Source organism: Burkholderia sp. E168m22 (assembly GCF_001319805.1).
Classification (GTDB): domain Bacteria; phylum Pseudomonadota; class Gammaproteobacteria; order Burkholderiales; family Burkholderiaceae; genus Burkholderia; species Burkholderia orbicola.
The window spans coordinates 103,430-127,725 of record NZ_BBSK01000101.1 but is presented as its reverse complement, the minus strand read 5'-3'; the positions used below and the strand labels follow the sequence as shown (position 1 = coordinate 127,725).

The window sequence follows — 24,296 nt, the reverse complement described above, 5'->3', positions numbered from 1 at the left end:
GTCTCCGAAGTCCATCATGTGGAGTGAAATCAGCAACATCGGCGATGCCGCGCTGACCCTGCCGATCGCGGTGACCTGCGCGGCGTGGCTCGCGCTGACCGACTGGCGCCTCGCCGCCCGCTGGGGCGTGCTGCTGGCCGCCGGGATGGGCGTCGTCGGCGCCACGAAGATCCTGTATGCCGGCTGCGGCATCGAGCTTGCGCGGTTCGATTTCCGTGTGATCAGCGGCCATACGATGCTGTCGACGTCCGTATGGACGGTCGCGCTGTCGATGCTGTGGCAGGCGTTCCGGCCCGGCAAGGCGCCCGGCGTCGCGGCCGGGCTGGCCATCGGCGCGATCACGGCCGTTGCCCGCGTATTCGATCACTCGCACACCGTGCCGGAAGTCGTCATCGGCTGGCTGCTCGGCGCGCTGGTCGCGCTGGTGTTCCTGCGCGGCTACGACGGCGTGCGGCAGCGCGCGTTCTCGCCGCGCGTCGCCGCGGTCTGCCTGCTGCTCGTGTCGGGCATCGCGTACGGGCACCGCGCGCCGTTCCAGCAGATGATCGACACGCATTCGCCGCAGCTCTGCGCGTTCGTGCGGGCGCCGTCGGGCGAAGGCTTCTGACTGGTGCCGATGGCGGGTGCTCCGGCACCGCCTTCCTGCCGCCGGCATTCGGTCCGGTGTTTTCCGGCCGGCGCACGATGGCAAGTCGGTTCATCTTCCCCCAGGGCGTTCTCTTCCGTGCGGGACGCCACACTTCCGTTATCCCGATAATCGATTCGTCTGCCCGTTCATCCGACTGGTCGCGCCGGCCTCTTTGCGCACCGTCGCCGGTACGCGCAAGTCATGAATGAGGTCTATGACCGGGCATAACGAATATTCATTTCATCGATTGGCGGCATTCGCGTACGCTGGCTGTCGTTCAACCGCGGGCAAGGCTGTGCGGCCGGTTCCGCGCGCGTCGCATTCATCTCGATATACTCGCGGAAAACCCGTGCGATGCGTCGCCATGCCGGCGCACGTCGGCTGGAAGATGCACGGGAAACCCCGTCGCGGCAGCGTTCCGCGACGACGATTCACGACAGGAGCAGGTCACATGACAATCCTTTCTCCGCGCCTCGCGGGCAAGTGCGCATACATCACGGGCGCCGCGGGCGGCCTCGGCCGCGCGATCGCGCGCCGCATGGTCGAGCAGGGCGCGCGCGTGTTCGTGACCGACATCGCGGAAGCGGCGGTGCTCGACGCGTTCGCGCAGGAACTCAACGCAGGTCACGCGACGCCGGTCGCGTTCGCCGCGACCCAGGACGTGCGCGACGAAGCCCGCTGGCAGGCGCTGCTCGCGCAGGCGACCGATGCGATGGGCGGCCTGTCGGTGCTCGTCAACAACGCGGGCGTCGGCTCGATCGGTTCGCCCGCGCAAATCGAGCTGGACGAATGGCGGCGCGTGATGGCGATCAACGTCGAAAGCATCGTGCTCGGCTGCAAGCATGCGCTGTCGTATCTGGCCGAGAGCTATCCCGCGTCGATCATCAACATCTCGTCGGTCGCCGCGTTCAAGGTCGAGCCGGATTTCACCGCGTACAACGCATCGAAGGCGGCGGTCGCGTCGCTGACGAAGTCGGTCGCGATCGACTGTGCGCGCCGCGAGATCGACGTGCGCTGCAATTCGATTCACCCGGCGTTCATTCGCACGGGGATCGTCGAGCCGCTGTTCCAGTCGCTCGGCGAACGCGACGCGACCCGCAAGCTCGCGCGCGGCATTCCGCTGCGCCGGCTCGGCGAGCCGGACGACGTCGCGCATGCGGCCGTGTATCTCGCGTCCGACGAGAGCCGCTTCGTGACGGCCGCCGAACTCGTGATCGACGGCGGCATGTGCGCGGTCTGACGCGTATCCCGAACCACAACGATTGGAGGAGAACATCATGTCGACACCCGTGAACCGCCAGCTGCTGCTGAAGACGCGCCCGGAAGGGCGGGTCGGCCGCGACCATTTTTCGCTCGTCGAGACGCCGGTACCGGCGCTCGCCGACGGCGAGGTACTCGTGCGCGTGCTGTATCTGTCGATGGACCCGACCAACCGCGTATGGATGAGCGACGTGCCGCAGTACTTGCCGCCCGTCGCGATCGGCGAGGTGATGCGCGCGCTCGGGATCGGCCGCGTGGTCGCGTCGCGCCATGCGGGTTTCGCGGAAGGCGATCTCGTGCAGGGGCTGGTCGGCTGGCAGGACTACGCGGTCGTGCCGGCCGAGCAGGTCGCGCAACTCGTGAAGCTGCCCGCGCAGTCGGGCCTGCCGCTGCCCACGCTGCTCGGCGCGTGCGGGATGAGCGGGCTGACCGCGTACTACGGGCTGACCGACATCGCGCCGGTGCAGCCGGGCGAAACGCTCGTCGTGTCGGCGGCGGCCGGCTCGGTCGGCTCGATCGCCGGGCAGATCGGCAAGATCCACGGCGCGCGGGTGGTCGGCATCGCGGGCGGTGCGGACAAGTGCCGCTACCTGACCGAGACGCTCGGCTTCGACGCGGCCGTCGACTACAAGGCCGACGATTTCCGCCAGCAACTGAAGGCGGCGACGCCGGACGGCGTGCACGTGAACTTCGAGAACGTCGGCGGCGAGGTGATGCGCGCGGTGCTGTCGCGGATGGTGATCGGCGGGCGTGTCGCGCTGTGCGGCGTGATCTCGAACTACAACAGCGGCCGCGCGGCCGACGACGTCGGCGTGCTGATCTCGAAGCGGCTGACGATGCGCGGCTTCCTGATCCTCGACTACCGCAAGAGCCGCGAAGCCGTGCAGACGCTCGCGGGCTGGCTGCGCGACGGCCGGCTCAAGGCCGAGGAGACCGTGGCCGACGGTCTCGAAAACGCGCCGGACGTGTTGAATCGCCTGTTCGACGGCGACCATCGCGGCAAGCTCGTGTTGCGTGTCGATCCGGACGCGTGACGGGCGTGTCACGCCTGTCGGATCGGGCCGCGGGCGCGGATCGACCGCGCTGAGTTCGATCAACCCGGCTGCAGTTTAGGACTTGTCCCATATATTGTCCGAGCCGCTCTCCCTACAGTGATTGCCAGCACACAGGCGGCGTGACGACGCGTCACGCCGCCTGTTTTTCTGGTGACGCGGCAGAGGGGAGGGAACATGCGGAACAACGCGAAGCGATCGGCATCGGTAACGGCAATGAGCGCCGGGGCCGTGCGGAAGAGGGTGTTCGGGCTCGGTATCGTGCTCGCGATGTCGATTGCCATGTCGAGCGCGATGGCGGCCGGACAGCCCGCATCGGATGGCGTCGTGCGGTTCACCGGCTCGCTCGTCGATCTGTACGACGTGACGCTCGATGCTCCGGTGGGCGCGCTCGTTGACGCGGGACAGGCGGCCGATGGCGGGGCAACGGCCACGGTCCGGTTCGATGCGCATGGCCGGCGTTTGCCGGGTGCGCAGGTCGCGCTGGTGAAGCCCGACGGTGCGGCGTTCGCGCCGGATGACGGCACGGCGGTGCGTGCCACGTGGCGCGATGCGCACACCGAGCGAAGTATGCCGCTGGCGCCGGGCCGGGTTCATCGCGTCGGCCCGTATGGCGGCGTGATGACGGTCGCGGCGGATGAAGCAACGGGCGCCGTGGCGCCCGTCGTGATTCATATCCGTCATCCTTGACCCGCTCTCCGCACGCGTGCGGTTCGCCGGCGGCCGGAGGGCGTCATTCGCCCTGTTCGGAGCGTGCGTAGATGTCCCAACTGGCCATGAACAGCGCGGCGACGAGCGGCCCGATCACGAAGCCGTTGATGCCGAACAGCGCCATCCCGCCGAGCGTCGAGATCAATACGACCCAGTCGGGCATCTTCGTGTCCTTGCCGACGAGGATCGGGCGCAGTAGGTTATCGACGAGGCCGATCACGCCGACGCAGAACGCGACGAGGATCACGCACTTCCAGACCGCACCGATCATCAGGAAGTAGAGCGCGGCCGGCACCCAGACGAGGCTCGCGCCGATCGCCGGCAGCAGCGACAGGAACGCCATCAGCGCACCCCACAGCACCACGCCCTCGATCCCGAGGATCCAGAAGATCAACCCGCCGAGCGCGCCTTGCACGAGCGCGACCGCGATGTTGCCCTTCACCGTCGCGCGCACGACCGTCGTGAATTTCGCGAGCAGCAGGTTCTTGTGCTCTTCGTCGAGCGGCAGCGCACGGCGCACGCGGCGGCCGATCTCGCCGCCGTCGCGCAGCAGGAAGAACACCATGTACAGCATCACGCCGAAGCTCACGACGAACTGGAACGTGTTCTGGCCGATGCTGAGCGCCTGGGTGGCCGCGAACTGGCTGATCTGCGCGGCGCCGTCGGTCAGCTTCTTCTGGATGCCCGGGATGTTGGTCAACCCGTATTTCTGCAGCAGGTTCTGGATCGACGTCGGCAGCGCGTGAATGATGTCGTGGAAGTACTGCGAATAATTCGGCTGCGCGTCCTTGAGCTCCTGGTACACGTAGGCGATTTCCTGCACGAGCGTGGCCGTGACGAACACGAGCGGCAGGATCACGATCAGGATGATGAGCGACATCGTGACGAGCGCGGCCAGGTTGCGCCGCTTGCCGAAGCGCGCGGCGAGCCAGCGTTGCACGGGCTGGAACAGGATCGCGAGAATGGTGCCCCAGAAGACGGCGCCGGAAAACGGCGCGAGGATCCAGCACAGTCCGACGGTGACCGCGAACAGCAGGAAGTAGAAGAATTTTTGGTGGTCTTGTCCGCTATCCATGAGTGGCATTCGCGCAGATTGATGCGTGGTTGGATTGAATCTCGTTGTCCCGCGCGCGATCGGTTCGCGAACGTCACGGGTTCGCGGCGCAACGCGCCGCCGGGCGGCCCATGCGGAGTATGCCCGCAAAGGTGCCGCCATCATAGCCGCTGCGAGAGACGCATGCGAAAACGCCGCGGCCGGGGCCGCGGCGCTGCCGGGAAGCGAACGCGGCGCGAGGCCGCGTGCCGCATCGTCAGATGTTGAGCTTGGTGACCTTCGTGCCGTTCACCGACAGGTCGCCCATCAGGCCCGCGTTGGTCAGGACCAGCACTTCCACCGGTGCGGTAGCCGTGTTGGAGTCGACCGCGCCGTTCGCGCCGACCTTCACGACCGCGACCGACGCGTCGGCGCCGGCCGACCAGCCGTCCGACTTGCGGAACGAGTCGAGCGCATCCTGCGTCATGAACAGGAACACGACCGCCTTCGACTGCGCGCCGGCCTGCAGGCCGACCGACAGCGACGACGTGTTGTAGTAGCCGACGGTGCTGCCGCCGACGCGCAGCGCGCCGTTGCCGGACTGGGCGCCGACGATGAAGCCGGCCTGCAGCACATTCGGGAACACGAGGACGCCGCGTGCTTTCGAGACGAGGTCGCGCGAACCCGGTACCGTCGAATATAGGCGCGACAGCGTTGCGTTCACGCTGGCGTCGATCGACTGGCGCTTCGACGCGCTGGCCGCGGCGCTATCGGGTTTGCCGGGCGTGGTCGTGCAGCCGGCGAGGGCGAGGCTGCCGAGCATCACGGCGGCGGCGGCTTTCATGGCGAGGGACTTCTGCATGGCGGTTCTCCTTCGTTGTCTGATGGATGACGGGCGGGCGGCGGTGCACGCCGCCCCGTTCAACGGCGGGAAAGGAGCAGGCCCGCAACGAACGCAAGGCCCGCGACGACGCCGGCGGTTTGCCACGGGTTCTCGTGCACGACCTGCGATACGCGCTCGGCCGAATCGCGCAGCCGGGCGGCCGCGCTGCCCGACGCATAGTCGAGCGCGCCGCGCGCTTCATCGAGCCGGGATTGCACGCGCTTGCGCAGCGCGGCGATATCGCCATCGCCATCGTTTTTCAGCAGATCTTCCAGTTCGTCGACCAGCCCGCGCAGATCGTCGGTCACGTCGGCATGCAGGTCGCGGGCAGCCGCGCGCGTCGTGCGGCCCACGCGCCGGCCGGTGCGACGAATATCGGACAGGCCGCGGTCCAGCTTGTGTTCGATCGAGTCGGTAAGCGCCATGGTGTTTATCCTCCTTTGATTCCAGGCAATTTGAAGATAAGACGAATCCCAGCAACTGATGTGATTCACTTGATCCGATTGAGTTTCGAGACAAATTTTCAATTCGTCGGCAGGATCGCCGGGAAGCCCCGCCGCACGGGGCGGCGCAGCGGTTGAAAAAATTTCGCGTTTCGCGGCGATACAGCGTGTCGAGCAGCGGGTCGCAGTGAAGGTCCGGTAAATATGGCGTCGCCAGGGGCGTCAGGTAAATAGTGCCATTGCAGGTTGGACGCTGATGCAAATGCACTACTCGACGCGTCATCGATGCGCACGATTTGTGCCCGGTGCCGGTTGCGTGGCGGCGTCGTCCAGCGCGACGTCGATGACGACGGGATCGTGGTCCGACGAGCGGTAGGCGTCGGGTGCGTAATAAGCCGATCGTTGCGCGGACGTTTTGTAATCGGGCACGGGTTGCAAGACCACCGGTTCGTCCGCGTTGATGTGCCAGAACCGCACGGCCTTCACGCGCGCGGCGAGCGCCGGCGTGGCAAGCGCATGGTCGAGATTGCCGGCTTCGCCGCGAAATACGTAGCTGTACGCAGCATCGCCGACGAAGCGCACAACCAGGTTCGCGTAGCCGCGCGCTTCGAGCGTGCGAAGCGGGTCTTCCTTCGCATAACTGTTCAGATCGCCGATCAGCAGCACGCCGTCGGCCGCGATGCCCGTCGGCGAGGTGGCGAGCCAGTCGGCGACGCGTGCGGCCGCCCGCGTGCGCGCCGCGTTCCAGCAGCCCTGGCCGTCGGACTGGTCGAGATTGGCGCCGCTCGCATGCGGGCAGTTCTTCGACTTCAGGTGATTGACCGCGACGGTGAACGTGCGTGTGCCGTCGATGCGCCGGAACGTCTGCGCGAGCGGCGGGCGGTGGCGGCCGCCGAGTGCGACGGTGACGGCGCGCCCGACCGGCTCGACCGTGCGGCTGTCGTACAGCAGCGCGACCGCGATCGCGTCGCGGCCCAGCCGCGCCGTGCCGGGATCGACCGCGCGCCAGCCGTCGCCGAGTTGCGCGGCGAGCCGACGGATGGCGCTCGTGTCGCCGTGGCCGTTGTTCGCGATTTCCATCAGCCCGATCACGTCGGCGCGCAGCGCGCGCAACGACGCGACGATCTTCGCTTCCTGCCGCGCGAACGCGGCGGGCGTTTTCGCGCCGCGGTTGCCCGGCGCGTCGAATCCGCCGCCATGGCCGTCGCCGTTGAAATAATTGAAGACATTGAACGACACGATGCGCACGTCGGCATCAGGATGTCGGGCCGGTGGCGCGGGACGCGGGTTCGCCGCGGCATCGAACACGGGCGCCGCGCCGGCCACCGGTTGCAGCCGCCATGCGCCGTAGCGCCATTCGAGCACGCCTTCGACGCCGCGTACGGTGGTGCCCGCGCGCAGCGTGTTGGCGGCGCTTAGCGCGGGCGGCGGATAGCGGACGGTCGCCGGGTCGCGGCGGCTCGAGCCGTCGTCGAGCACGATGCGGTTCAGTGCGTTGGCCGCGGCCTGCGCGGCAGCGTCGGCCGGCGGCGCGACCTGGGTCGGCACGCGCAGCCGGCCGTTGCTCAGCACGATGCTGCCGTAGCGACCGAGTGCGTAGGTATCGCTGACCGTCAGCGTTTGCGGCAGGCGTACGCGCATGGCTTCGTGCGCGGCCAGGACGGCAAGCGACGCGACGGGCAGCGTGAGCGTCGCCGGTGTGACCGTCTGCCCGCGTGCGCAAACGGCCATGCGGCTCGTCAGCGTGAATTGCGTCCGGCCGTATTTCTCGTCGACCTTGCCGGTCAGATGCACGAGGTCGCCGGGCGTCGCGCGCGTGTTCGGTGCGTAGACGAACAACCCTTCCGGGACGCCCGGCCGGCGCTGCCGCTGCGCGTCGGCCTGCTGGACGAAGAAGCCGCCCAGGCCGTCGGCGCCGCCGAACGCCGCGGTGACGACCGCTTCGATCGACGTCGTTTGCCCGGCGAGCGGCGACGGCCCGCCGCCGCGCCGGAGCTCGGCAATCGCCGTGGCCGCACCGCCGCAGCCGCTGCTGACCGGCAGTGCAGCGGCGGCGGCCGGCGGGGCGAGGAGCGCCACGGACAGCACGGCGGACAACACCACGAACAGCGCAACGGCAGAGAGGGGAAGCGGGCGTGACATGAGACGGTCCACAGGATGAAAATCCGACAGTTCGGGACCGCATCTTGAAGGCAAAATGTCAGGCTGCGGCCGAAATGGCCGTCCGGCCAGTGCCGGTTGGCCAACGATGCGGCAAGCCGCTCGGCGGCTGTTACGCTTTCGCACCGGGCGTCGTGTGCCGCTCGCCCGGCGCATGTCGCCGCGCCCCGTCCCCACAGGAGAAATCCATGTCTTACATGCTGTTGATTGTCGAACCGACCGAACAGCGCGCCGAGCGCACGCTCGACGAAGGCCAGGCGCTTTATGCGCGGATGGTCGATTTCGCCGAGTCGCTGAAGGCGCGCGGCGTGCTGCGCGGCGTCGAGTCGCTGGAGCGGTCCGAACGCGGCACGCGCGTGCAGGTGCGCGACGGCGAGACGCGGCTGCTCGACGGCCCGTTCGCCGAGGCGAAGGAGATGGTCGGCGGCTTCTTCCTCGTCGACGTCCCCACGCGCGAAGAAGCGATCGAGATCGCGCGCCAGTGCCCGGCCGCGCAATGGTGCACGGTCGAGGTGCGCGCGGTCGGCCCGTGCTTCCTGTGAACGTCGCGACTCGGTATTTACCCTGATTTGTCGTGGCGCGTGTCGATCCGGCCGTCTTTCGTCCGTCGTCCGGATAAGGCGCCGCGGAACGGGCGCCGCCTTCCACCGACGACAAGGAGTAAACGATGCGATTCATGATCATGATCCGGGCGAACGCCGTCAGCGAATCCGACGCGTTGCCGGACAACCGGCTGGTCGAGGCCATGACGGTCTATCACGAGGAACTGGCGAAGGCCGGCGTGCTGCTCGACGCCAACGGCCTGAGGCCGAGCGCCCACGGCTGGCGGGTGCGCTACACCGGCGGCAAGGGCACGGTGATCGACGGCCCGTTCGCCGAAACGAAGGAACTGATCGCCGGCTATACGCTGATCCAGGTGCGCTCGCGCGACGAGGCGCTCGAATGGACGCGCCGGTTCCCCGCGCCGTTCGGCGCCGAGCTCGATTGCGAGATCGAGGTGCGGCCGCTGTTCGAGCTCGACGACCTCACGCCGAGCGACGCGGTCGAGCGGTTCCGCGATCTCCACGTCGGCCGCAGCCACGCCTGAATCCAACCTCACCGGGAGCACCCGTCATGCACAAGATGGTTTTCATCAACCTGCCGGTAGCCGACCTGCCGCGCGCGAAGACGTTCTACCAGGCGCTCGGCTTCGAGGTCGTGCCGGCCTATACCAACGAGCAGGCCGCGTGCATCCAGATCAGCGACACGATCTTCGCGATGCTGCTCGTGCGGCCGTTTTTCCAGACCTTCACCGACAAGACCATCATCGATCCGGCGACGCACATCCAGGTGCTGTCGTGCCTGTCGTGCGACAGCCGCGCCGAAGTCGACACGCTCGTCGCGAAGGCGCTGGCGGCCGGCGGGGCCGCGCCGCAGGCGCCGCGCGAGTACCCGAACATGTACGGCCACGGGTTCACCGATCCGGACGGCCATACGTGGGAGCTGATGGCCATGCCGCTGGATGCGTCGGCCCAGGGGCAGGCGTCGTGACGCATGAGGCGACGCATCGTGCGATCGAAGCGGTCTGGCGAATCGAGGCGCCGAAAATCATCGCGCGGGCCGCGCGGGTGGTGCGCGACGTCGGCGTGGCCGAGGAACTGGCGCAGGACACGCTCGTCGCGGCGCTCGAGCACTGGCCCGTCGACGGCGTGCCCGACAACCCGGCCGCCTGGCTGATGACGGCCGTGAAGCGGCGCGCGCTCGACCGGGTCCGGCAGGAGTCGCTTCATGCGGCGAAGCGCGACCAGCTCGGCCACGAGATGGACGCGCTCGAGGCGCACGTCGTCCCCGACATCGCGGACGCGATCGCCGATGCGGGCGACGACGACATCGGCGACGACCTGCTGCGGCTGATCTTCACGTCGTGCCACCCGGTGCTGTCGACCGACGCGCGCGTCGCGCTGACGCTGCGGCTGCTCGGCGGGCTGACGACGGGCGAGATCGCGCGCGCATTCCTGACGCCGGAGCCGACGATCGCGCAGCGGATCGTGCGCGCGAAGCGCACGCTCGCGGCGGCGCACGTGCCGTTCGAGGTGCCAGCGGCCGATGCGCGGCCGGCGCGGCTCGCGTCCGTGCTCGAAGTGATCTACCTCGTGTTCAACGAAGGCCATGCGGCGACTGCCGGCGACGACTGGATGCGTCCGGCGCTGTGCGACGAGGCGTTGCGCCTCGGCCGCGTGCTGGCCGGGCTGGCGCCGGACGAAAGCGAAGTGCTCGGGCTCGTCGCGCTGATGGAACTGCAGGCGTCGCGCATGCATGCCCGCGTCGACGCGCAAGGCCGGCCCGTGCTGCTGCTCGACCAGGACCGCAGCCGCTGGGATCCGTTGCTGATCCGGCGCGGCCTCGCGGCGCTGGAGCGGGCGACGAAGCTCGGCGGCGTGCGCGGGCCGTATGCGCTGCAGGCCGCGCTCGCCGCGTGCCATGCGCGTGCGCGACAGGCGGCGGACACGGACTGGGCGCAGATCGTCGCGCTGTATGACGCGCTCGCCGAAGTCGCGCCGTCGCCGGTCGTCGAACTCAATCGCGCGGTGGCGGTGGGGATGGCGTTCGGGCCGGCCGCGGCGCTCGAACTCGTCGACGTGCTGCGCGACGATCCGGCGCTCGCGCGCTATCACTGGCTGCCGAGCGTGCGCGGCGATCTGCTCGCGAAGCTCGGCCGTGCCGACGAGGCGAAGCTGGAGTTCCGCCGCGCGGCGGAGTTGACGCGCAACGAACGTGAGCGCGAGTTGCTGCTCAAGCGTGCGATGGATGCGTGACGCGCTGCCGTATGACGCATTCTCTATGACGCACGACGCACGACGCACGACGCACGACGACCGCGCCCAGTCCATCTTCCCGGCCGTCCGCCCACCGCCCGCGCAGCACACTATCGCCCGCATTGAAAAAGCCTATTGGGGGATGCGAACTTGAGCGCCTAGATTGAAGAGCACGATGCGCGCCCGGTGCATGCATCGTTCCCCACATATCTGATCGGCCCGGCGTCGCACGCGGCCGCGCCGACTCGAACGGAGGCGCAAATGGCTCAGCTCAAGGGCAGCAAAACCGAAGAGAACCTGAAGGCCGCATTCGCGGGCGAATCGCAGGCGAACCGGCGCTATCTGTATTTCGCTTCGAAGGCCGACGTCGAGGGGCAGAACGACGTCGCCGCGCTGTTCCGCTCGACCGCCGAAGGCGAAACCGGCCATGCGCACGGCCATCTCGAATATCTGGAAACCGTCGGCGATCCGGCCACCGGCTTGCCGTTCGGTTCGTCGCGGCTGAATCTCGAATCGGCGATCGCCGGCGAAACGCACGAATACACCGACATGTATCCGGGCATGGCGAAGACCGCGCGCGACGAAGGTTTCGACGAAATCGCGAACTGGTTCGAGACGCTCGCGAAGGCCGAACGCAGCCACGCGAACCGCTACACGAAGGCGCTGGACAGTCTCGTCGACTGACGGGCCGCCGCGCGGCCTCCCGGCAGCGCCGCGTGACCGGCTCGCGGCCGGCTGTTCGTTCCGTCGCCGCCCGCACCGTGCGGGCGGTGCGCTTGCGCACATGCGCGCCACGCGGGAGCGCCCCATGCCCCACAAGGAAGGCAGTCTCGAAGCGCCGACCCGGCATCCGCTCGACTGGCAGTCCGAAGCGTTCTACGACCAGGCGGCGATTGATGCGGAAATGACGCGCGTATTCGACATTTGCGCCGGCTGCCGGCGCTGCGTGTCGTTGTGCGGCGCGTTCCCAGCGCTGTTCGACCTGGTCGACGACACGCCGATGGGCGACGTCGAGGAAGTGCCGAAGGCCGCGTTCGGCAAGGTCGTCGACCAGTGCTATCTGTGCGATCTCTGCTACATGACGAAATGTCCGTACGTGCCGCCGCACGCATGGAACGTCGATTTCCCGCACCTGATGCTGCGCGCCAAGGCCGCGCGCTACAAACGCGGCGAAGCGCCGCTGCGCGACAAGGTGCTGTCGAATACCGATGCGCTCGGCCATTTCGCGGGCATTCCGGTCGTCACGCAGACGATCAACGCGGTGAACCGCACGCCGCCCGCGCGCCACGCGCTCGAAGCGGCGCTTGGTGTCGATCGCCATGCGTGGCTGCCGGAATTCGCGCCGCGCACGTTCCGGCGCGCCGCCACGCGCTCGGACGACCCGCCCGTGCGCGACGGCGAACGCACGCCCGGCAAGGTCGCGATCTACGCGACGTGCTACGTGAATTTCAACGAGCCGGGAATCGGCCACGACCTGCTCGCGATCCTCGCGCACAACGAGATCCCGTACGAACTCGTCACGCGCGAAGCGTGCTGCGGGATGCCGCTGCTCGAGCAGGGCAATCTCGACGGCGTCGCCGCGAAGAAGGCCATCAACATCCCGGTGCTCGAGCGCTACGCGCGCGAAGGCTATGCATTGATCGGCGCGATTCCGAGCTGCGTGCTGATGTACAAGAGCGAGCTGCCGCTGATGTTCCCCGGCGACGCAGCCGTGCGCGCGGTGGCCGACGCGTTCTGGGACCCGTTCGAATACGTGATCGCGCGGCACCGCGACGGGTTGCTCAAGACCGATTTCAAGACCGGCCTCGGCACCGTGTCGTATCACGTGCCGTGCCACGCGCGCGTGCAGAACATCGGCCGCAAGACGGCCGATGCGCTGTCGCTGGTGCCCGATACGCGCGTGAACGTCGTCGAGCGTTGCTCCGGCCATGCGGGCACGTTCGGCGTGAAGAAGGCATTTCACGCGGACGCGATGCGGATCGGCGCGCCGGTGTTCAAGGCGATGGCCGAGCCGCGGCCGGATGTCGTGTCGTCCGACTGCGCGCTCGCCGGCCATCACATCGCGCAGGGCATCGACGAGAAGGGGCTGCCGGAAGCGCCGCTCGCGCATCCGCTGACGCTGCTGCGTCGCGCGTACGGCATCTGAGCCGCTGCCGGCCATTCACGAGGACATCCATGACGCTGACCCGCGACTCCCTGCTGACGCTCGAAGCGTACGCGAAGATCCGCAAGGCCGAACACGCGCGGCTCGTCGCGTACAAGCGCCGCCGCGCGGTGGCGCTCGGCAACCACCTGCGTTTCCTGTTCGAGGACGAGACGACGATCCGCTACCAGATCCACGAGATGCTGCACATCGAGAAGATCTTCGACGAAGCCGGCATCGAAGGGGAGCTGGAAGCGTATCTGCCGCTGGTGCCCGACGGCACCAACCTGAAGGCGACGATGCAGATCGAGTACGAGCACGAGATCGAACGGCGCGCGGCGCTCGCGCGGCTGATCGGTGTCGAGGATCGCGTGTACCTGCAGGTCGACGGATACGCGAGCGTCTACGCGATCGCCGACGAGGATCTCGAGCGCGACAACGCGGAGAAAACCTCGGCCGTGCACTTCGTCCGCTTCGAGTTCGATGCGCCGATGCGCGCGGCGCTCAAGGGCGGGGCGGCGCTGTCGATCGGCTGCGATCACCCGGCCTACACGATGCCGCCGCAGCGGGTGGACGCGGACGTGGCCGCATCGCTCGCGGGCGATCTGCGCTAGCGCCACGGTTGCCGCCGTCGCGTGCCCGTGCACGCCGGTCTGCGCTTTTCCGTTCCGACCCGAAGAAAGCAGCGCCTCACGCCCTGCGGCGCGGCCGCGTGGCGCTCGCCGCGAAGTTGTAACAAGCGTGACGGATTTGCATGCGGGGACACATTGGGCATGCGGCGTCAGCGTGTTTTCATCACTCGCAGGGAAACAATAAAGAGATTGTGCATGAAGATAATTTGATTCAGCTCAATTTGAACGATTTACCGATTCGTGAATATCTTGTTACGAATTTTCCCCTGATTTACCGATTTTCGGAGGCTATTCCGGGTGGTGTCGCCGGCAGGGGCCGGAGCAGCCCGAAACCGCCTGTTTAAGCGCATTCTTCAGACGCTGCGGAGCCCCGCCAGACGGGCCTTTGCAGCCATCGGCATAAAGATCTCGCAAAAAAATTCAAGCATAAATGGTTTGCCCGCCCATGGCAGGTTGTTTCAGTGCGTAACATTAAGTCATTGTCATATTGAGATAAACCCTAGGGATGGTATGCTTCGTGCACAAAAATTCCCACATTGGAGTGAGACCGCGATTTGTGCGCCATTGCCGGGAATCGCGGCACCGAGAAAGTGCGGTGTCGCCCGGTATGCACAACGCCGGATAACCATAATGTGCAACCTGGCCGCCCCGCGACGCGAAGTGTCGCGACGGCGCCGCCAATCGCAGCCCCGGCCTGGCTGCGTGGAGAGATCGACTATGTTCTTCGATGAGCTTAACGATGAAGAGTGGTTTCGCCTTTCAGCGCTGATCGCCGATGAACCCATCCGGCTGAACCGTCGCGGGCGTCCACGCGCCGAACCGCGTGTCGTCGCCAACGCGGTGCTGTGGATCCTGACGACCGGGGAAGCCTGGTCAAAGCTGCCCGGCCGCTATCCGTCCGGGCCGACGTGCCGCCGCCGCTACGAGGAGTGGCTCGCGAACGGCACGCTGCTGAAGATGATCGACGTGCTGACCCAGTTCAGCGGGCGCACGTTCGCGTATATTCCGCCGCCGCCGGAGGCGGTCGTGCCGGCTCGCCGCGCGGAGCCGGTGCCCGACAACGACCGTTTGCGCGGCGTGTTCTGGCAGAACCCCGAGTCGTGGCAATTGCCGGTTGCGCAGGCAAACGTTTGGGAGGGCGAAGGTGCGTCGTTGAGCACGCTGTCGGCCGACCAGGTGGACGGCCGCGCCGACGTGTCGTTCGCGGTGCCCGGCGCGCCGGCTGCGGAGCTGCGCCATGTGCGCGCGTCGGCGGCGAGCTTCGCCGCGGCCGAGCCGCAGGTCGACGAGTATCGCGGCTATACGATCAGCGGCATCGCGCAGCCCGTGCAGAACCTGATGTATCGCGCGTGGGCCGAGATCTCGCAGGACGACCGGCGCGTCGAACGCTCGGGCCTGATCGGCCCGCGCTTCACCGACGCCGAGGCAGCGGAGCAGTATGCGCTCGAGTGGGCGCGCCAGTGGATCGATCGCCACGGTGCGAGCGACGCGCCGGCGCGCGAGCCGCAAGGCGAGGTGCTGGCCGGCTTGTCGGCGCTGGCGCGCGCGGAATCGGACATCAAGCGCTTCATCGCCGAGCGTCGCGCGGGCGTGTTGTCGGAAAGCCGCAACGATCCCGTGCAGTCGGAGCGTCGCGAATATGCGTACCGCGTAGGCTGATCGCCGTTGCCGTGCAACGCGCGGGCCGTCGTGTGCCACGACGCCCGCGCGAAAATCCCGTATCTCCATGTCTGCCCGGGCGCCGCTGTATAAGCGGCGCCCTTTGTTGCATGACGCGTTACTGCCGACCGTAGGTATCGTCGAAGCGGACGATGTCGTCCTCGCCGAGATACGCGCCCGACTGCACTTCGATCAGCTCGAGCGGCATCTTGCCCGGGTTCTCCAGGCGGTGCGAGACGCCGAGCGGAATGTACGTCGATTCGTTTTCGGAGAGCAGGAACGTTTCGTCGCCGCGCGTGATGCGCGCGGTGCCGCGCACGACGATCCAGTGTTCGGCGCGGTGATGGTGCATCTGCAGCGACAGCTGCGCGCCCGGCTTTACGACGATGCGCTTCACCTGGAAGCGCTCGCCGGTGTCGACCGAGTCGTAGTGGCCCCACGGACGATGCACCTTGCGGTGATCGGTCGCTTCGGTGCCTTGTCGCGCCTTGATGTGCCCGACGATCTTCTTCACGTCCTGCACGCGCGATTTATCCGCGACGAGCACGGCGTCGGGCGTTTCGACGACGACCAGGTTCTGCGTGCCGACGCAGGCGACGAGCCGGCTTTCCGAATGCGCGAACGTCGAATCGGCGCCTTCGAACAGCACGTGGCCGCGGCCGACGTTGCCGCTCTCGTCCTTCGGCGAGATCTGCCAGATCGCGTCCCACGAACCGACGTCGGACCAGCCCGCATCGAGCGGCACGACGACGCTTTCGCACAGTTGCGGCTGGCTCGCGAGCGGCTCCATCACTGCGTAGTCGATCGAGTTCGACGGCGACGCGGCGAATGCGTCGCGATCGACGCGGAAGAAATCGCCGTCTTCCTTGCCCTGTGCGACGGCCTGTGCGCAGGCCGCGTAGATTGCCGGTTCGAGCTGCCGGATCGCGTTCAGCCACACCGACGCGCGCACGATGAAGATGCCGCTGTTCCACCAGTATTCGCCCGACGCGACGTACTGCTGCGCGAGCTCGAGGTGCGGCTTCTCGACGAAACGGTCAAGGCGGCGCACGTCGAGAGTGCCCGTTCCGGCGTCGCCGAGCGGTGCGCCGACGCGAATGTAGCCGTAGCCGGTTTCCGCGTGCTTGGGCACGATGCCCATCGTCGCGATCTTGCCTTGCGCCGCGCAGTGCACGCCGGCCGCGACGGCCGCGTGAAAGCGCGGCAGGTCGGCGACCGCATGGTCGGCCGGCATCACGGTCATCACCGCGTCGTTGCCGTTCGCGACGAGCCGCAGCGCGGCGAGCGTCAGCGCCGGCGCGGTGTCGCGGCCGAGCGGCTCGAGCATGATGGTCGCGTTCCTGGCCGTCAGGCGCAGCTGTTCGGCGGTCGTGAAGCGATGATCCTCGCCGCACACGATCAGCACGTCGTCGTTCAGCGGGTAGTCGGCCGTCAGGCCGTCGAGGCGCAGCGCGGTGGATTGCAGCAGCGAGTGATCGCCGAGCAGTCCGATCAGCTGTTTCGGAAAACGCTCGCGCGACATCGGCCACAGGCGCGTGCCGGAACCGCCGGCGAGAATCACGGGCTGCACGGCGAGACGTGTGCCGACGGCGGGCATACCGGCTGCGGGTGTGCCAGCTGCGGGTGCGGCGGAAGAAGAATGGCGCGTTTCGGCGACCACTGCCGGAGCATTCATGATGACACTCTCCACGGTTGAAGTCAGTGCCTGTCGTTGTAGCATGAAGTAAATCGACAATAAAACCGGACCCAATGGCGGATATCCGCCACGCATTCATCCGGGAGAATTTTCCGCGGTAGCATCGGCCGGAAATAAAAAAGTAAAAAATAATTCCGGGCGCCGGCCGGACGCGACCGCCCGCAAAGGGTGAGCGGAAGGCGTAACGACTCAGAAAAAATCTCCATTTCCCGCCCATTCGGGAAAACCTGCCGATTTAATTAAAAAAGATCGCGGCAAGAATTTCCGATTATTTTTCGAAATACTTGTGCGCTTGAGGATGAATTTTCTTGTCGCTTCAATAGCGTCATGCAACGTTTGATTCGAATGTGCGGCACGGGCTGCACAAGGCGCTGTTCGGCAAACGCCTGTTCAAAGAAGAGGAAACAGACATGTTGAGCGTGCTGGCGAGAGTCATCGATATCGCGATGGTCGTGACGGGCGCGCTGATCGCGGCCGCGCTGCACGGCGGCAGCATCGGGCTCAGCGACCTGCAGCGCACGACGGTGCTGTTCGACTGCCTGCTGGTCGTCGTGTTCTTTCCGGCCTTCGGCATCTACCAGTCGTGGCGCGGCAAGCGCCTCGTCGGACTGATGGGGCGGGTCGTGTTCGCGTGGCTCGCGGTCGAGCTCGCGGGCATCCTGATGAGTTTCAGCTTTCACCAGTCGGGCGACCTGTCGCGGCTGTGGCTCGGTTACTGGGCGCTCGCGACGACGGTGCTGCTCGCCGGCTCGAAGGCTTGCGTGCACGTCGTGCTGCGGCAATTGCGCCGCGGCGGCTACAACCTGAAGGCGGTGGCGATCGTCGGCGGCACGCCGGCGGCGCGGCGGCTGATCGCGCAGATGCGGGCGCGGCCGGAAGCCGGCTTCAACCCGGTGTGCGTGTACGACGAAAGCGAGGCGCCGGGCGAAGTCGCGCTCGACGACGTGCGGATCGAGCGGCAGTTCGAATCGCTGGTGTGGCTGGTGCGCAGCCGCGCGATCAGCGAGCTGTGGCTCACGCTGCCGATCACGGAGGAGCGCCGGATTCATCAGATCGTGACGGTGTTTCGCCACGACTTCGTGAACATCCGCTTCATTCCGGACGTGCGCACGCTGTCGTTCTTCAACCAGGAAGTGGTCGAGGTGCTCGGCGTGCCGGCGATCAACCTCGCGGCGTCGCCGATCACCGACGTGCGGATCTTGCCGAAGTTCGTGTTCGACCGGCTGTTCGCGCTGGCGGCGCTCACGGCGCTCGCGCCGGTGATGGTGCTGATCGCGGCGCTGATCAAGCTGACCTCGCGCGGGCCGGTGTTCTTTCGGCAGAAGCGCAAGGGTATCGACGGGCACGAGTTCGAGATCTACAAGTTTCGCTCGATGAAGGTGCACCAGGAAGTGGCCGGGCAGGTCACGCAGGCGACCAAGAACGACTCGCGCGTGACGCCGGTCGGCCGGTTCCTGCGCCGCACGAGCCTCGACGAGCTGCCGCAGTTCATCAACGTGCTGAAGGGCGAGATGTCGGTGGTGGGGCCGCGTCCGCATGCGCTCGCGCACGACGACATCTACAAGGATCTGGTCAAGGGCTACATGTTCCGCTATCGGATCAAGCCGGGCATCACCGGGTGGGCGCAGATCAACGGCTATCGCGGCGAGACCGACCAGATCGAGAAGATGATGGGCCGCGTGAAGCTCGACCTTTACTACATGCAGAACTGGTCGTTCTGGCTCGATATCAAGATCGTCGTGCTGACGCTGTGGAAAGGCTTCACCGGCAGCAACGCGTACTGACACCGACGCGCCGCGTCACGCAGGCAATTCCGGTTTTACGAATTTCGAATCATTGGTCAAGGGGTCCGACACATCATGAATCTGACTATCATCGGCAGCGGTTACGTAGGGCTCGTCACCGGCGCCTGTCTCGCCGACATCGGGCACGACGTGTTCTGTCTCGACGTCGACCAGGCAAAGATCGACATCCTGAACAACGGCGGCGTGCCGATCCACGAGCCGGGCCTGAAGGAAGTCATCGCGCGCAACCGCTCGGCCGGCCGCCTGCGCTTCTCGACCGACATCGAGGCCGCGGTCGCGCACGGCGACGTGCAGTTCATCGCGGTCGGCACGCCGCCCGACGAGGACGGCTCGGCCGATCTGCAATACGTGCTCGCGGCGGCGCGCAACATCGGCCGCTACATGACCGGCTTCAAGGTGATCGTCGACAAGTCGACGGTGCCGGTCGGCACGGCCGAGCGCGTGCGCGCGGCGGTCGCCGAGGAGCTCGCGAAGCGCGGCGGCGACCAGATGTTCTCGGTCGTGTCGAATCCGGAATTCCTGAAGGAAGGCGCGGCCGTCGACGATTTCACGCGGCCGGACCGCATCGTGATCGGCTGCGACGACGACGTGCCGGGCGAGCGCGCCCGCGAGCTGATGAAGAAGCTCTACGCGCCGTTCAACCGCAATCACGAGCGCACGCTGTACATGGACGTGCGCTCGGCCGAGTTCACGAAATACGCGGCGAACGCGATGCTCGCGACGCGTATCTCGTTCATGAACGAGCTGGCGAACCTCGCCGACCGCTTCGGCGCCGACATCGAGGCCGTGCGCCGCGGGATCGGCTCCGATCCGCGCATCGGCTATCACTTCCTGTACGCCGGCTGCGGCTACGGCGGCTCGTGCTTCCCGAAGGACGTCGAGGCGTTGATCCGCACGGCCGACGAGCACGGCCAGTCGCTGCAGATCCTGAAGGCCGTGTCGTCGGTCAACGCGACGCAAAAGCGCGTGCTCGCCGAGAAGATCGTCGCGCGCTTCGGCGAGGACCTGAGCGGCCGCACGTTCGCGCTGTGGGGCTTGGCCTTCAAGCCGAACACCGACGACATGCGTGAAGCGCCGAGCCGCGAGCTGATCGCCGAGCTGCTGTCGCGCGGCGCGCGCGTCGCCGCGTACGACCCGGTCGCGCAGCAGGAAGCGCGCCGCGTGATCGCGCTCGATCTCGCCGATCACCCGAGCTGGCTCGAACGCCTCTCGTTCGTCGACGACGAGGCGCAGGCCGCGCGCGACGCCGATGCGCTCGTGATCGTCACCGAATGGAAGGCGTTCAAGAGCCCGGACTTCGTCGCGCTCGGCCGCCTGTGGAAGACGCCGGTGATCTTCGACGGCCGCAACCTGTACGAGCCGGAGACGATGAGCGAGCAGGGCATCGAGTACCACCCGATCGGCCGGCCGGGCTCGCGCCAGGCGGTCGCCGCTCGCGTGCCGGGCGCCGCGCGCGCCAGCGCGTAACCCGTTTTCCGTCACTCGTTACGAGACGCCATGTTCCGGAACATCCTGATCGTCTGCCACGCGAACGTCTGCCGCAGCCCGGCGGCGGAAATGCTGTTCAAGTCGCACGCCGCGTCGCGCGGCGGCCCGCGCCCGACGTTTCATTCGGCCGGCGTGCACGCGAACGACGGCGACGGCATCGATCCGGTGATGCGGCGACTGCTGGCCGAGCGGGGCGTCGATGCGACGACCCATCGCTCGCGGCGGCTGTCGCGCCGGATCGTGCGCGACGCCGACCTGATTCTCGTCAGCGAGCGCGAACAGATCAAGGCCGTCGAAGCGGTCGATCCGTTCGCGCGCGGCAAGGTTCACCTGCTCGGCAAGTGGGAAGGGGCCGAGATCGCGGACCCGCACGGCGGCCCCGAGGCCGACTACCGCGAGAGCTACTCACTGATCGAACGTCTGGTTCAAGGATGGCTACAGAAACTATGCTGAAACGCCCGATGCGCCCGGTGGCGCTTGCCGTCGCGCTGACGACTTTCCTGTCAGCCTGTGCAACCGCGCCCGGCAACTACCTCGACTCGTCGAACCTGAAGGACGAAGGCCGGCAGGAAGCGGCCGAAACCTATCCGGTTCATTACATCGACGCCAAAGTGGTGATGGACCAGCTGCAGAAAGCGCAGGTCGATCATCCGCTGCCGCCCGGGCGCTATACCGATCCGTCGCAGTACACGTATCGCGTCGGCCCGCAGGACATCCTCGGCGTCACCGTGTGGGACCACCCGGAGCTGACGACGCCGCAGGGCCAGTCGTTCTCGAGCGGCGGCAACACGACGCAATCGGTCGCGGGCGCGCTGCAGCAGCCGTATACGACCGCGCTGCCGGGCCAGGCCGATCCGTACGGCCAGACGGTCGCCGCCGACGGCACGATCTTCTTCCCGTTCGTCGGCCGCATCCGCGTGGCGGGCAAGACGGTCGCGCAGATCCGCGACGAGATGGCGTCCAGCCTGTCGCGCTACGTGAAGAATCCGCAGCTCGACGTGCGCGTGCTGTCGTTCCGCAGCCAGAAGGTACAGGTGACGGGCGAGGTGAAGCAGCCGGGCCCGCTCGCGGTGAGCGACGTGCCGCTCACGCTCGTCGACGCGATCTCGCGCTCCGGCGGCTCGACCGCCGAGGCCGACCTGCAGCGCGTGCGCCTGACGCGCGACGGCAAGCTCTACACGCTCGACGCGAACGGCGTGCTCGATCGCGGCGAAGTGAAGCAGAACGTGATGCTGCAGCCGGGCGACATCGTCAACGTGCCGGACCGCAGCGACAGCCGCGTGTTCATCATGGGCGAGGTCAAGACGCCGGTCACGGTGCCGATGCTCAAGGGCAAGCTGACCATCGCCGATGCGCTGACCGCGGGCGGCGGGATTCTCGACACCGACGCGAACCCGCGCAAGATCTACGTGATGCGCGGGATGCGCGACAACCCGACGAAGCCCGAGGTGTACCGCCTCGACATGACGCAGCCCGATGCGCTGATGCTGTCGAGCCGCTTCCCGCTTCAACCGCTCGACGTCGTCTACGTCAGCACGGCCGGTTCGGTGCAGTTCAACCGTGTGCTGCAGCAGGTGCTGCCGACGATCCAGACGATCTTCTACATGCGGCAAATCACGCGCTGATAGCCCGCCGGGGCGGCGTCCGCCCCCCGGCACCACTCAAGCGGGAACGAATGGTGAACACGCAAGCGAAACACTCCTACGCGGACCTGACCGCGAAGACCGAGGAAGAGGACTTCGTTCTCGGCCAGTTGCTCCAGGTGATCATGGACGACATCTGGCTGCTGATCGGCATCGCGGTGACGGTCGTCGCGCTCGCCGGCCTCTACTGCTTCATCGCGAAGCCGGTCTACCAGGCGGACGTGCACGTGCGGGTCGAGGGCAACGACAACACGTCGCAGGCGCTCACGCAGACGCAGACGGGCGCGTCGATCAACAGCGGCCCGCAGCAGGCGCCGACCGACGCGGAAATCGAGATCATCAAGAGCCGCGGTGTCGTCACGCCGGTCGTCGAGCAGTTCAAGCTGAACTTCTCGGTCGCGCCGAAGACGCTGCCGGTGCTCGGCAGCCTCGCCGCGCGCCTCGCGACGCCCGGCGAGCCGTCGCGGCCGTGGCTCGGCCTGAAGTCGTATGCGTGGGGCGGCGAAGTCGCCGACGTCGACTCGATCAGCGTCGTGCCGGCGCTCGAAGGCAAGAAGCTGACGCTGACGGCCGGCCCGAACGGCACCTATTCGCTGGTCGACGAGAACGGCACGCGGCTGCTGGCGGGCCGTGTCGACGAAGCCGCGCAGGGCGGCGGCGTGACGCTGCTCGTGCGGAAGCTGGTCGCGCGCCCCGGCACGCAGTTCACGGTGGTGCGCTACAACGATCTCGACGCGATCAGCGGCTTCCAGGCCGGTATCCAGGTGAGCGAGCAGGGCAAGCAGACGGGCGTCGTGCAGATCTCGCTCGAAGGCAAGGACCCGGACCAGACCGCCGCGATCGCGAACGCGCTCGCGCAGTCGTACCTGAACCAGCACGTGGTCGCGAAGCAGGCGGAAGCGACCAAGATGCTCGACTTCCTGAAGGGCGAGGAGCCGCGCCTGAAGGCCGACCTCGAACGCGCGGAAGCCGCGCTCACGCAATACCAGCGCACGTCGGGCTCGATCAACGCGAGCGACGAGGCGAAGGTCTACCTCGAAGGCAGCGTGCAGTACGAACAGCAGATCGCCGCGCAGCGGCTGCAGCTCGCGTCGCTCGCGCAGCGCTTCACCGATTCGCATCCGATGGTGATCGCCGCGAAGCAGCAGCTCGCGGAGCTGCAGGGCGAGAAGGACAAGTTCAGCAACCGCTTCCGCAGCCTGCCGGCGACCGAGGTGAAGGCGGTCCAGCTCCAGCGCGACGCGAAGGTCGCCGAGGACATCTACGTGCTGCTGCTGAACCGCGTGCAGGAACTGTCGGTGCAGAAGGCCGGCACGGGCGGCAACATCCACCTGATCGATTCGGCGCTGCGTCCGGGCGCGCCGGTCAAGCCGAAGAAGGTGCTGATCCTGTCGGCCGCCGTGTTCCTCGGGCTGATCCTCGGCACGGGCGTCGTGTTCCTGCGCCGCAACCTGTTCCAGGGCATCGAGGACCCGGACCGCATCGAGCGCACGTTCAACCTGCCGCTGTACGGGCTGGTGCCGCAAAGCGCCGAGCAGGTGAAGCTCGACGCGGCGGCGGAGAAGGGCGGCAGCCGTGCGCGGCCGATCCTCGCGAGCCTGCGTCCGAAGGACCTGAGCGTCGAGAGCATGCGCAGCCTGCGCACCGCGATGCAGTTCGCGATGATGGACGCGAAGAACCGCGTGATCGTGCTGACCGGCCCGACGCCGGGCATCGGCAAGAGCTTCCTGACGGTCAACCTCGCGGTGCTGCTCGCGCATTCGGGCAAGCGCGTGCTGCTGATCGACGCCGACATGCGCCGCGGGATGCTCGACCGCTACTTCGGTCTCACCGTGCAGCCGGGCCTGTCCGAGCTGCTGAGCGATCAGTCGCCGCTCGAGGAAGCGATCCGCGAGACGCCGGTGCAGGGCCTGTCGTTCATCGCGGCCGGCACGCGCCCGCCGAATCCGTCGGAACTGCTGATGTCGACGCGCCTGCCGCAATACCTCGAAGGGCTCGGCAAGCGCTACGACGTCGTGCTGATCGATTCGCCGCCGGTGCTGGCGGTGACCGACGCGACCATCATCGGCCGCATGGCCGGCTCGACGTTCCTCGTGTTGCGCTCGGGCATGCATACCGAAGGCGAGATCGCCGACGCGATCAAGCGCCTGCGCACCGCGGGCGTCGATCTGGAGGGCGGGATCTTCAATGGCGTGCCGCCGAAGGCGCGCGGCTACGGCCGCGGCTATGCGGCCGTACACGAATACCTGAGCGCTTGACCGCATT

The 24,296-nt window shown here is 67.4% G+C and carries 22 protein-coding genes; 17 read left to right on the top strand and 5 right to left on the bottom strand.

Annotated elements, in window-relative coordinates; genetic code table 11:
• Nucleotides 1-16 precede the first annotated feature (16 nt).
• The 4 genes from AP428_RS23150 to AP428_RS23135 all read left to right on the top strand — a co-directional run bounded on the left by AP428_RS23150 (nucleotide 17) and on the right by AP428_RS23135 (nucleotide 3,630).
• The gene (locus AP428_RS23150; protein WP_011548213.1) at nucleotides 17-607 is read left to right on the top strand and encodes a phosphatase PAP2 family protein; all 591 of its coding nucleotides are present in this window, start codon (nucleotides 17-19) and stop codon (nucleotides 605-607) included.
• A gap of 472 nt (nucleotides 608-1,079) precedes the next feature.
• Nucleotides 1,080-1,868: an SDR family oxidoreductase gene (locus tag AP428_RS23145; protein ID WP_011548212.1), complete on the top strand. Its 789-nt coding sequence runs from the start codon at nucleotides 1,080-1,082 to the stop codon at nucleotides 1,866-1,868.
• 37 nt (nucleotides 1,869-1,905) lie between these two features.
• Nucleotides 1,906-2,922, top strand: a complete 1,017-nt coding sequence (locus AP428_RS23140) for an NADP-dependent oxidoreductase (RefSeq protein ID WP_011548211.1) — start codon at nucleotides 1,906-1,908, stop codon at nucleotides 2,920-2,922.
• A gap of 195 nt (nucleotides 2,923-3,117) precedes the next feature.
• On the top strand, nucleotides 3,118-3,630 hold the full coding sequence (locus AP428_RS23135) for a hypothetical protein (protein ID WP_011548210.1): 513 nt from the start codon (nucleotides 3,118-3,120) through the stop codon (nucleotides 3,628-3,630).
• A 43-nt stretch (nucleotides 3,631-3,673) separates the two neighbouring features.
• Here the strand turns inward: AP428_RS23135 and AP428_RS23130 are convergent, their stop codons facing one another.
• From AP428_RS23130 to AP428_RS23115, 4 genes are all read right to left on the bottom strand, one after another.
• Nucleotides 3,674-4,726, bottom strand: coding sequence for an AI-2E family transporter (locus tag AP428_RS23130; protein WP_012338503.1), 1,053 nt, complete (start codon nucleotides 4,724-4,726; stop codon nucleotides 3,674-3,676).
• Nucleotides 4,727-4,961: 235 nt separating this feature from the next.
• A complete protein-coding gene (locus tag AP428_RS23125; protein WP_011548208.1) occupies nucleotides 4,962-5,546 on the bottom strand; it encodes a YSC84-related protein in 585 nt (194 codons plus the stop codon).
• A gap of 59 nt (nucleotides 5,547-5,605) precedes the next feature.
• Nucleotides 5,606-5,992: a YqjD family protein gene (locus AP428_RS23120; protein WP_011548207.1), complete on the bottom strand. Its 387-nt coding sequence runs from the start codon at nucleotides 5,990-5,992 to the stop codon at nucleotides 5,606-5,608.
• A gap of 297 nt (nucleotides 5,993-6,289) precedes the next feature.
• Nucleotides 6,290-8,152, bottom strand: a complete 1,863-nt coding sequence (locus tag AP428_RS23115) for an ExeM/NucH family extracellular endonuclease (protein WP_011548206.1) — start codon at nucleotides 8,150-8,152, stop codon at nucleotides 6,290-6,292.
• Between the two features lie 206 nt (nucleotides 8,153-8,358).
• Between AP428_RS23115 and AP428_RS23110 the strand changes: the two genes are divergently transcribed.
• The 8 genes from AP428_RS23110 (at nucleotide 8,359) to AP428_RS23075 (ending at nucleotide 15,399) form a co-directional block, all read left to right on the top strand.
• Nucleotides 8,359-8,712, top strand: a complete 354-nt coding sequence (locus AP428_RS23110) for a YciI family protein (RefSeq protein ID WP_011548205.1) — start codon at nucleotides 8,359-8,361, stop codon at nucleotides 8,710-8,712.
• Nucleotides 8,713-8,837: 125 nt separating this feature from the next.
• Nucleotides 8,838-9,257 carry a YciI family protein gene (locus AP428_RS23105; protein WP_011548204.1) on the top strand — a complete coding sequence of 140 codons (420 nt, stop codon included), beginning with the start codon at nucleotides 8,838-8,840 and terminating at the stop codon, nucleotides 9,255-9,257.
• A 26-nt stretch (nucleotides 9,258-9,283) separates the two neighbouring features.
• A complete protein-coding gene (locus AP428_RS23100) occupies nucleotides 9,284-9,700 on the top strand; it encodes a VOC family protein (protein ID WP_006479494.1) in 417 nt (138 codons plus the stop codon).
• Nucleotides 9,697-10,965, top strand: coding sequence for an RNA polymerase sigma factor (locus AP428_RS23095; RefSeq protein WP_011548203.1), 1,269 nt, complete (start codon nucleotides 9,697-9,699; stop codon nucleotides 10,963-10,965). The genes AP428_RS23100 and AP428_RS23095 overlap by 4 nt, the downstream gene beginning before the upstream one ends.
• A gap of 261 nt (nucleotides 10,966-11,226) precedes the next feature.
• On the top strand, nucleotides 11,227-11,649 hold the full coding sequence (locus AP428_RS23090) for a rubrerythrin family protein (protein ID WP_006479492.1): 423 nt from the start codon (nucleotides 11,227-11,229) through the stop codon (nucleotides 11,647-11,649).
• 124 nt (nucleotides 11,650-11,773) lie between these two features.
• The gene (locus AP428_RS23085) at nucleotides 11,774-13,111 is read left to right on the top strand and encodes a heterodisulfide reductase-related iron-sulfur binding cluster (protein WP_011548202.1); all 1,338 of its coding nucleotides are present in this window, start codon (nucleotides 11,774-11,776) and stop codon (nucleotides 13,109-13,111) included.
• A 29-nt stretch (nucleotides 13,112-13,140) separates the two neighbouring features.
• Entirely contained in the window at nucleotides 13,141-13,722 is a 582-nt protein-coding gene (locus AP428_RS23080; RefSeq protein WP_011548201.1) for a DUF3501 family protein, read from the top strand.
• A 735-nt stretch (nucleotides 13,723-14,457) separates the two neighbouring features.
• Entirely contained in the window at nucleotides 14,458-15,399 is a 942-nt protein-coding gene (locus AP428_RS23075; RefSeq protein ID WP_011548200.1) for a transposase, read from the top strand.
• Between the two features lie 118 nt (nucleotides 15,400-15,517).
• Here AP428_RS23075 and AP428_RS23070 read toward each other — a convergent pair whose 3' ends face one another.
• The gene (locus tag AP428_RS23070) at nucleotides 15,518-17,074 is read right to left on the bottom strand and encodes a mannose-1-phosphate guanylyltransferase/mannose-6-phosphate isomerase (protein WP_011548199.1); all 1,557 of its coding nucleotides are present in this window, start codon (nucleotides 17,072-17,074) and stop codon (nucleotides 15,518-15,520) included.
• A 431-nt stretch (nucleotides 17,075-17,505) separates the two neighbouring features.
• Here AP428_RS23070 and AP428_RS23065 point away from each other — a divergent pair, with 431 nt between their 5' ends.
• The 5 genes from AP428_RS23065 (at nucleotide 17,506) to AP428_RS23045 (ending at nucleotide 24,289) form a co-directional block, all read left to right on the top strand.
• Nucleotides 17,506-18,879 (top strand): undecaprenyl-phosphate glucose phosphotransferase, encoded by a 1,374-nt coding sequence (locus AP428_RS23065; protein ID WP_012338501.1) that lies wholly within the window; start codon nucleotides 17,506-17,508, stop codon nucleotides 18,877-18,879.
• 75 nt (nucleotides 18,880-18,954) lie between these two features.
• On the top strand, nucleotides 18,955-20,367 hold the full coding sequence (locus AP428_RS23060; RefSeq protein ID WP_006479486.1) for a UDP-glucose/GDP-mannose dehydrogenase family protein: 1,413 nt from the start codon (nucleotides 18,955-18,957) through the stop codon (nucleotides 20,365-20,367).
• A gap of 30 nt (nucleotides 20,368-20,397) precedes the next feature.
• The gene (locus tag AP428_RS23055) at nucleotides 20,398-20,841 is read left to right on the top strand and encodes a low molecular weight protein-tyrosine-phosphatase (protein ID WP_011548197.1); all 444 of its coding nucleotides are present in this window, start codon (nucleotides 20,398-20,400) and stop codon (nucleotides 20,839-20,841) included.
• Nucleotides 20,835-22,013: a polysaccharide biosynthesis/export family protein gene (locus AP428_RS23050; RefSeq protein ID WP_012338500.1), complete on the top strand. Its 1,179-nt coding sequence runs from the start codon at nucleotides 20,835-20,837 to the stop codon at nucleotides 22,011-22,013. The genes AP428_RS23055 and AP428_RS23050 overlap by 7 nt, the downstream gene beginning before the upstream one ends.
• A 50-nt stretch (nucleotides 22,014-22,063) precedes the next feature.
• A complete protein-coding gene (locus AP428_RS23045; RefSeq protein WP_011548195.1) occupies nucleotides 22,064-24,289 on the top strand; it encodes a polysaccharide biosynthesis tyrosine autokinase in 2,226 nt (741 codons plus the stop codon).
• The last annotated feature ends 7 nt before the right edge of the window (nucleotides 24,290-24,296 follow it).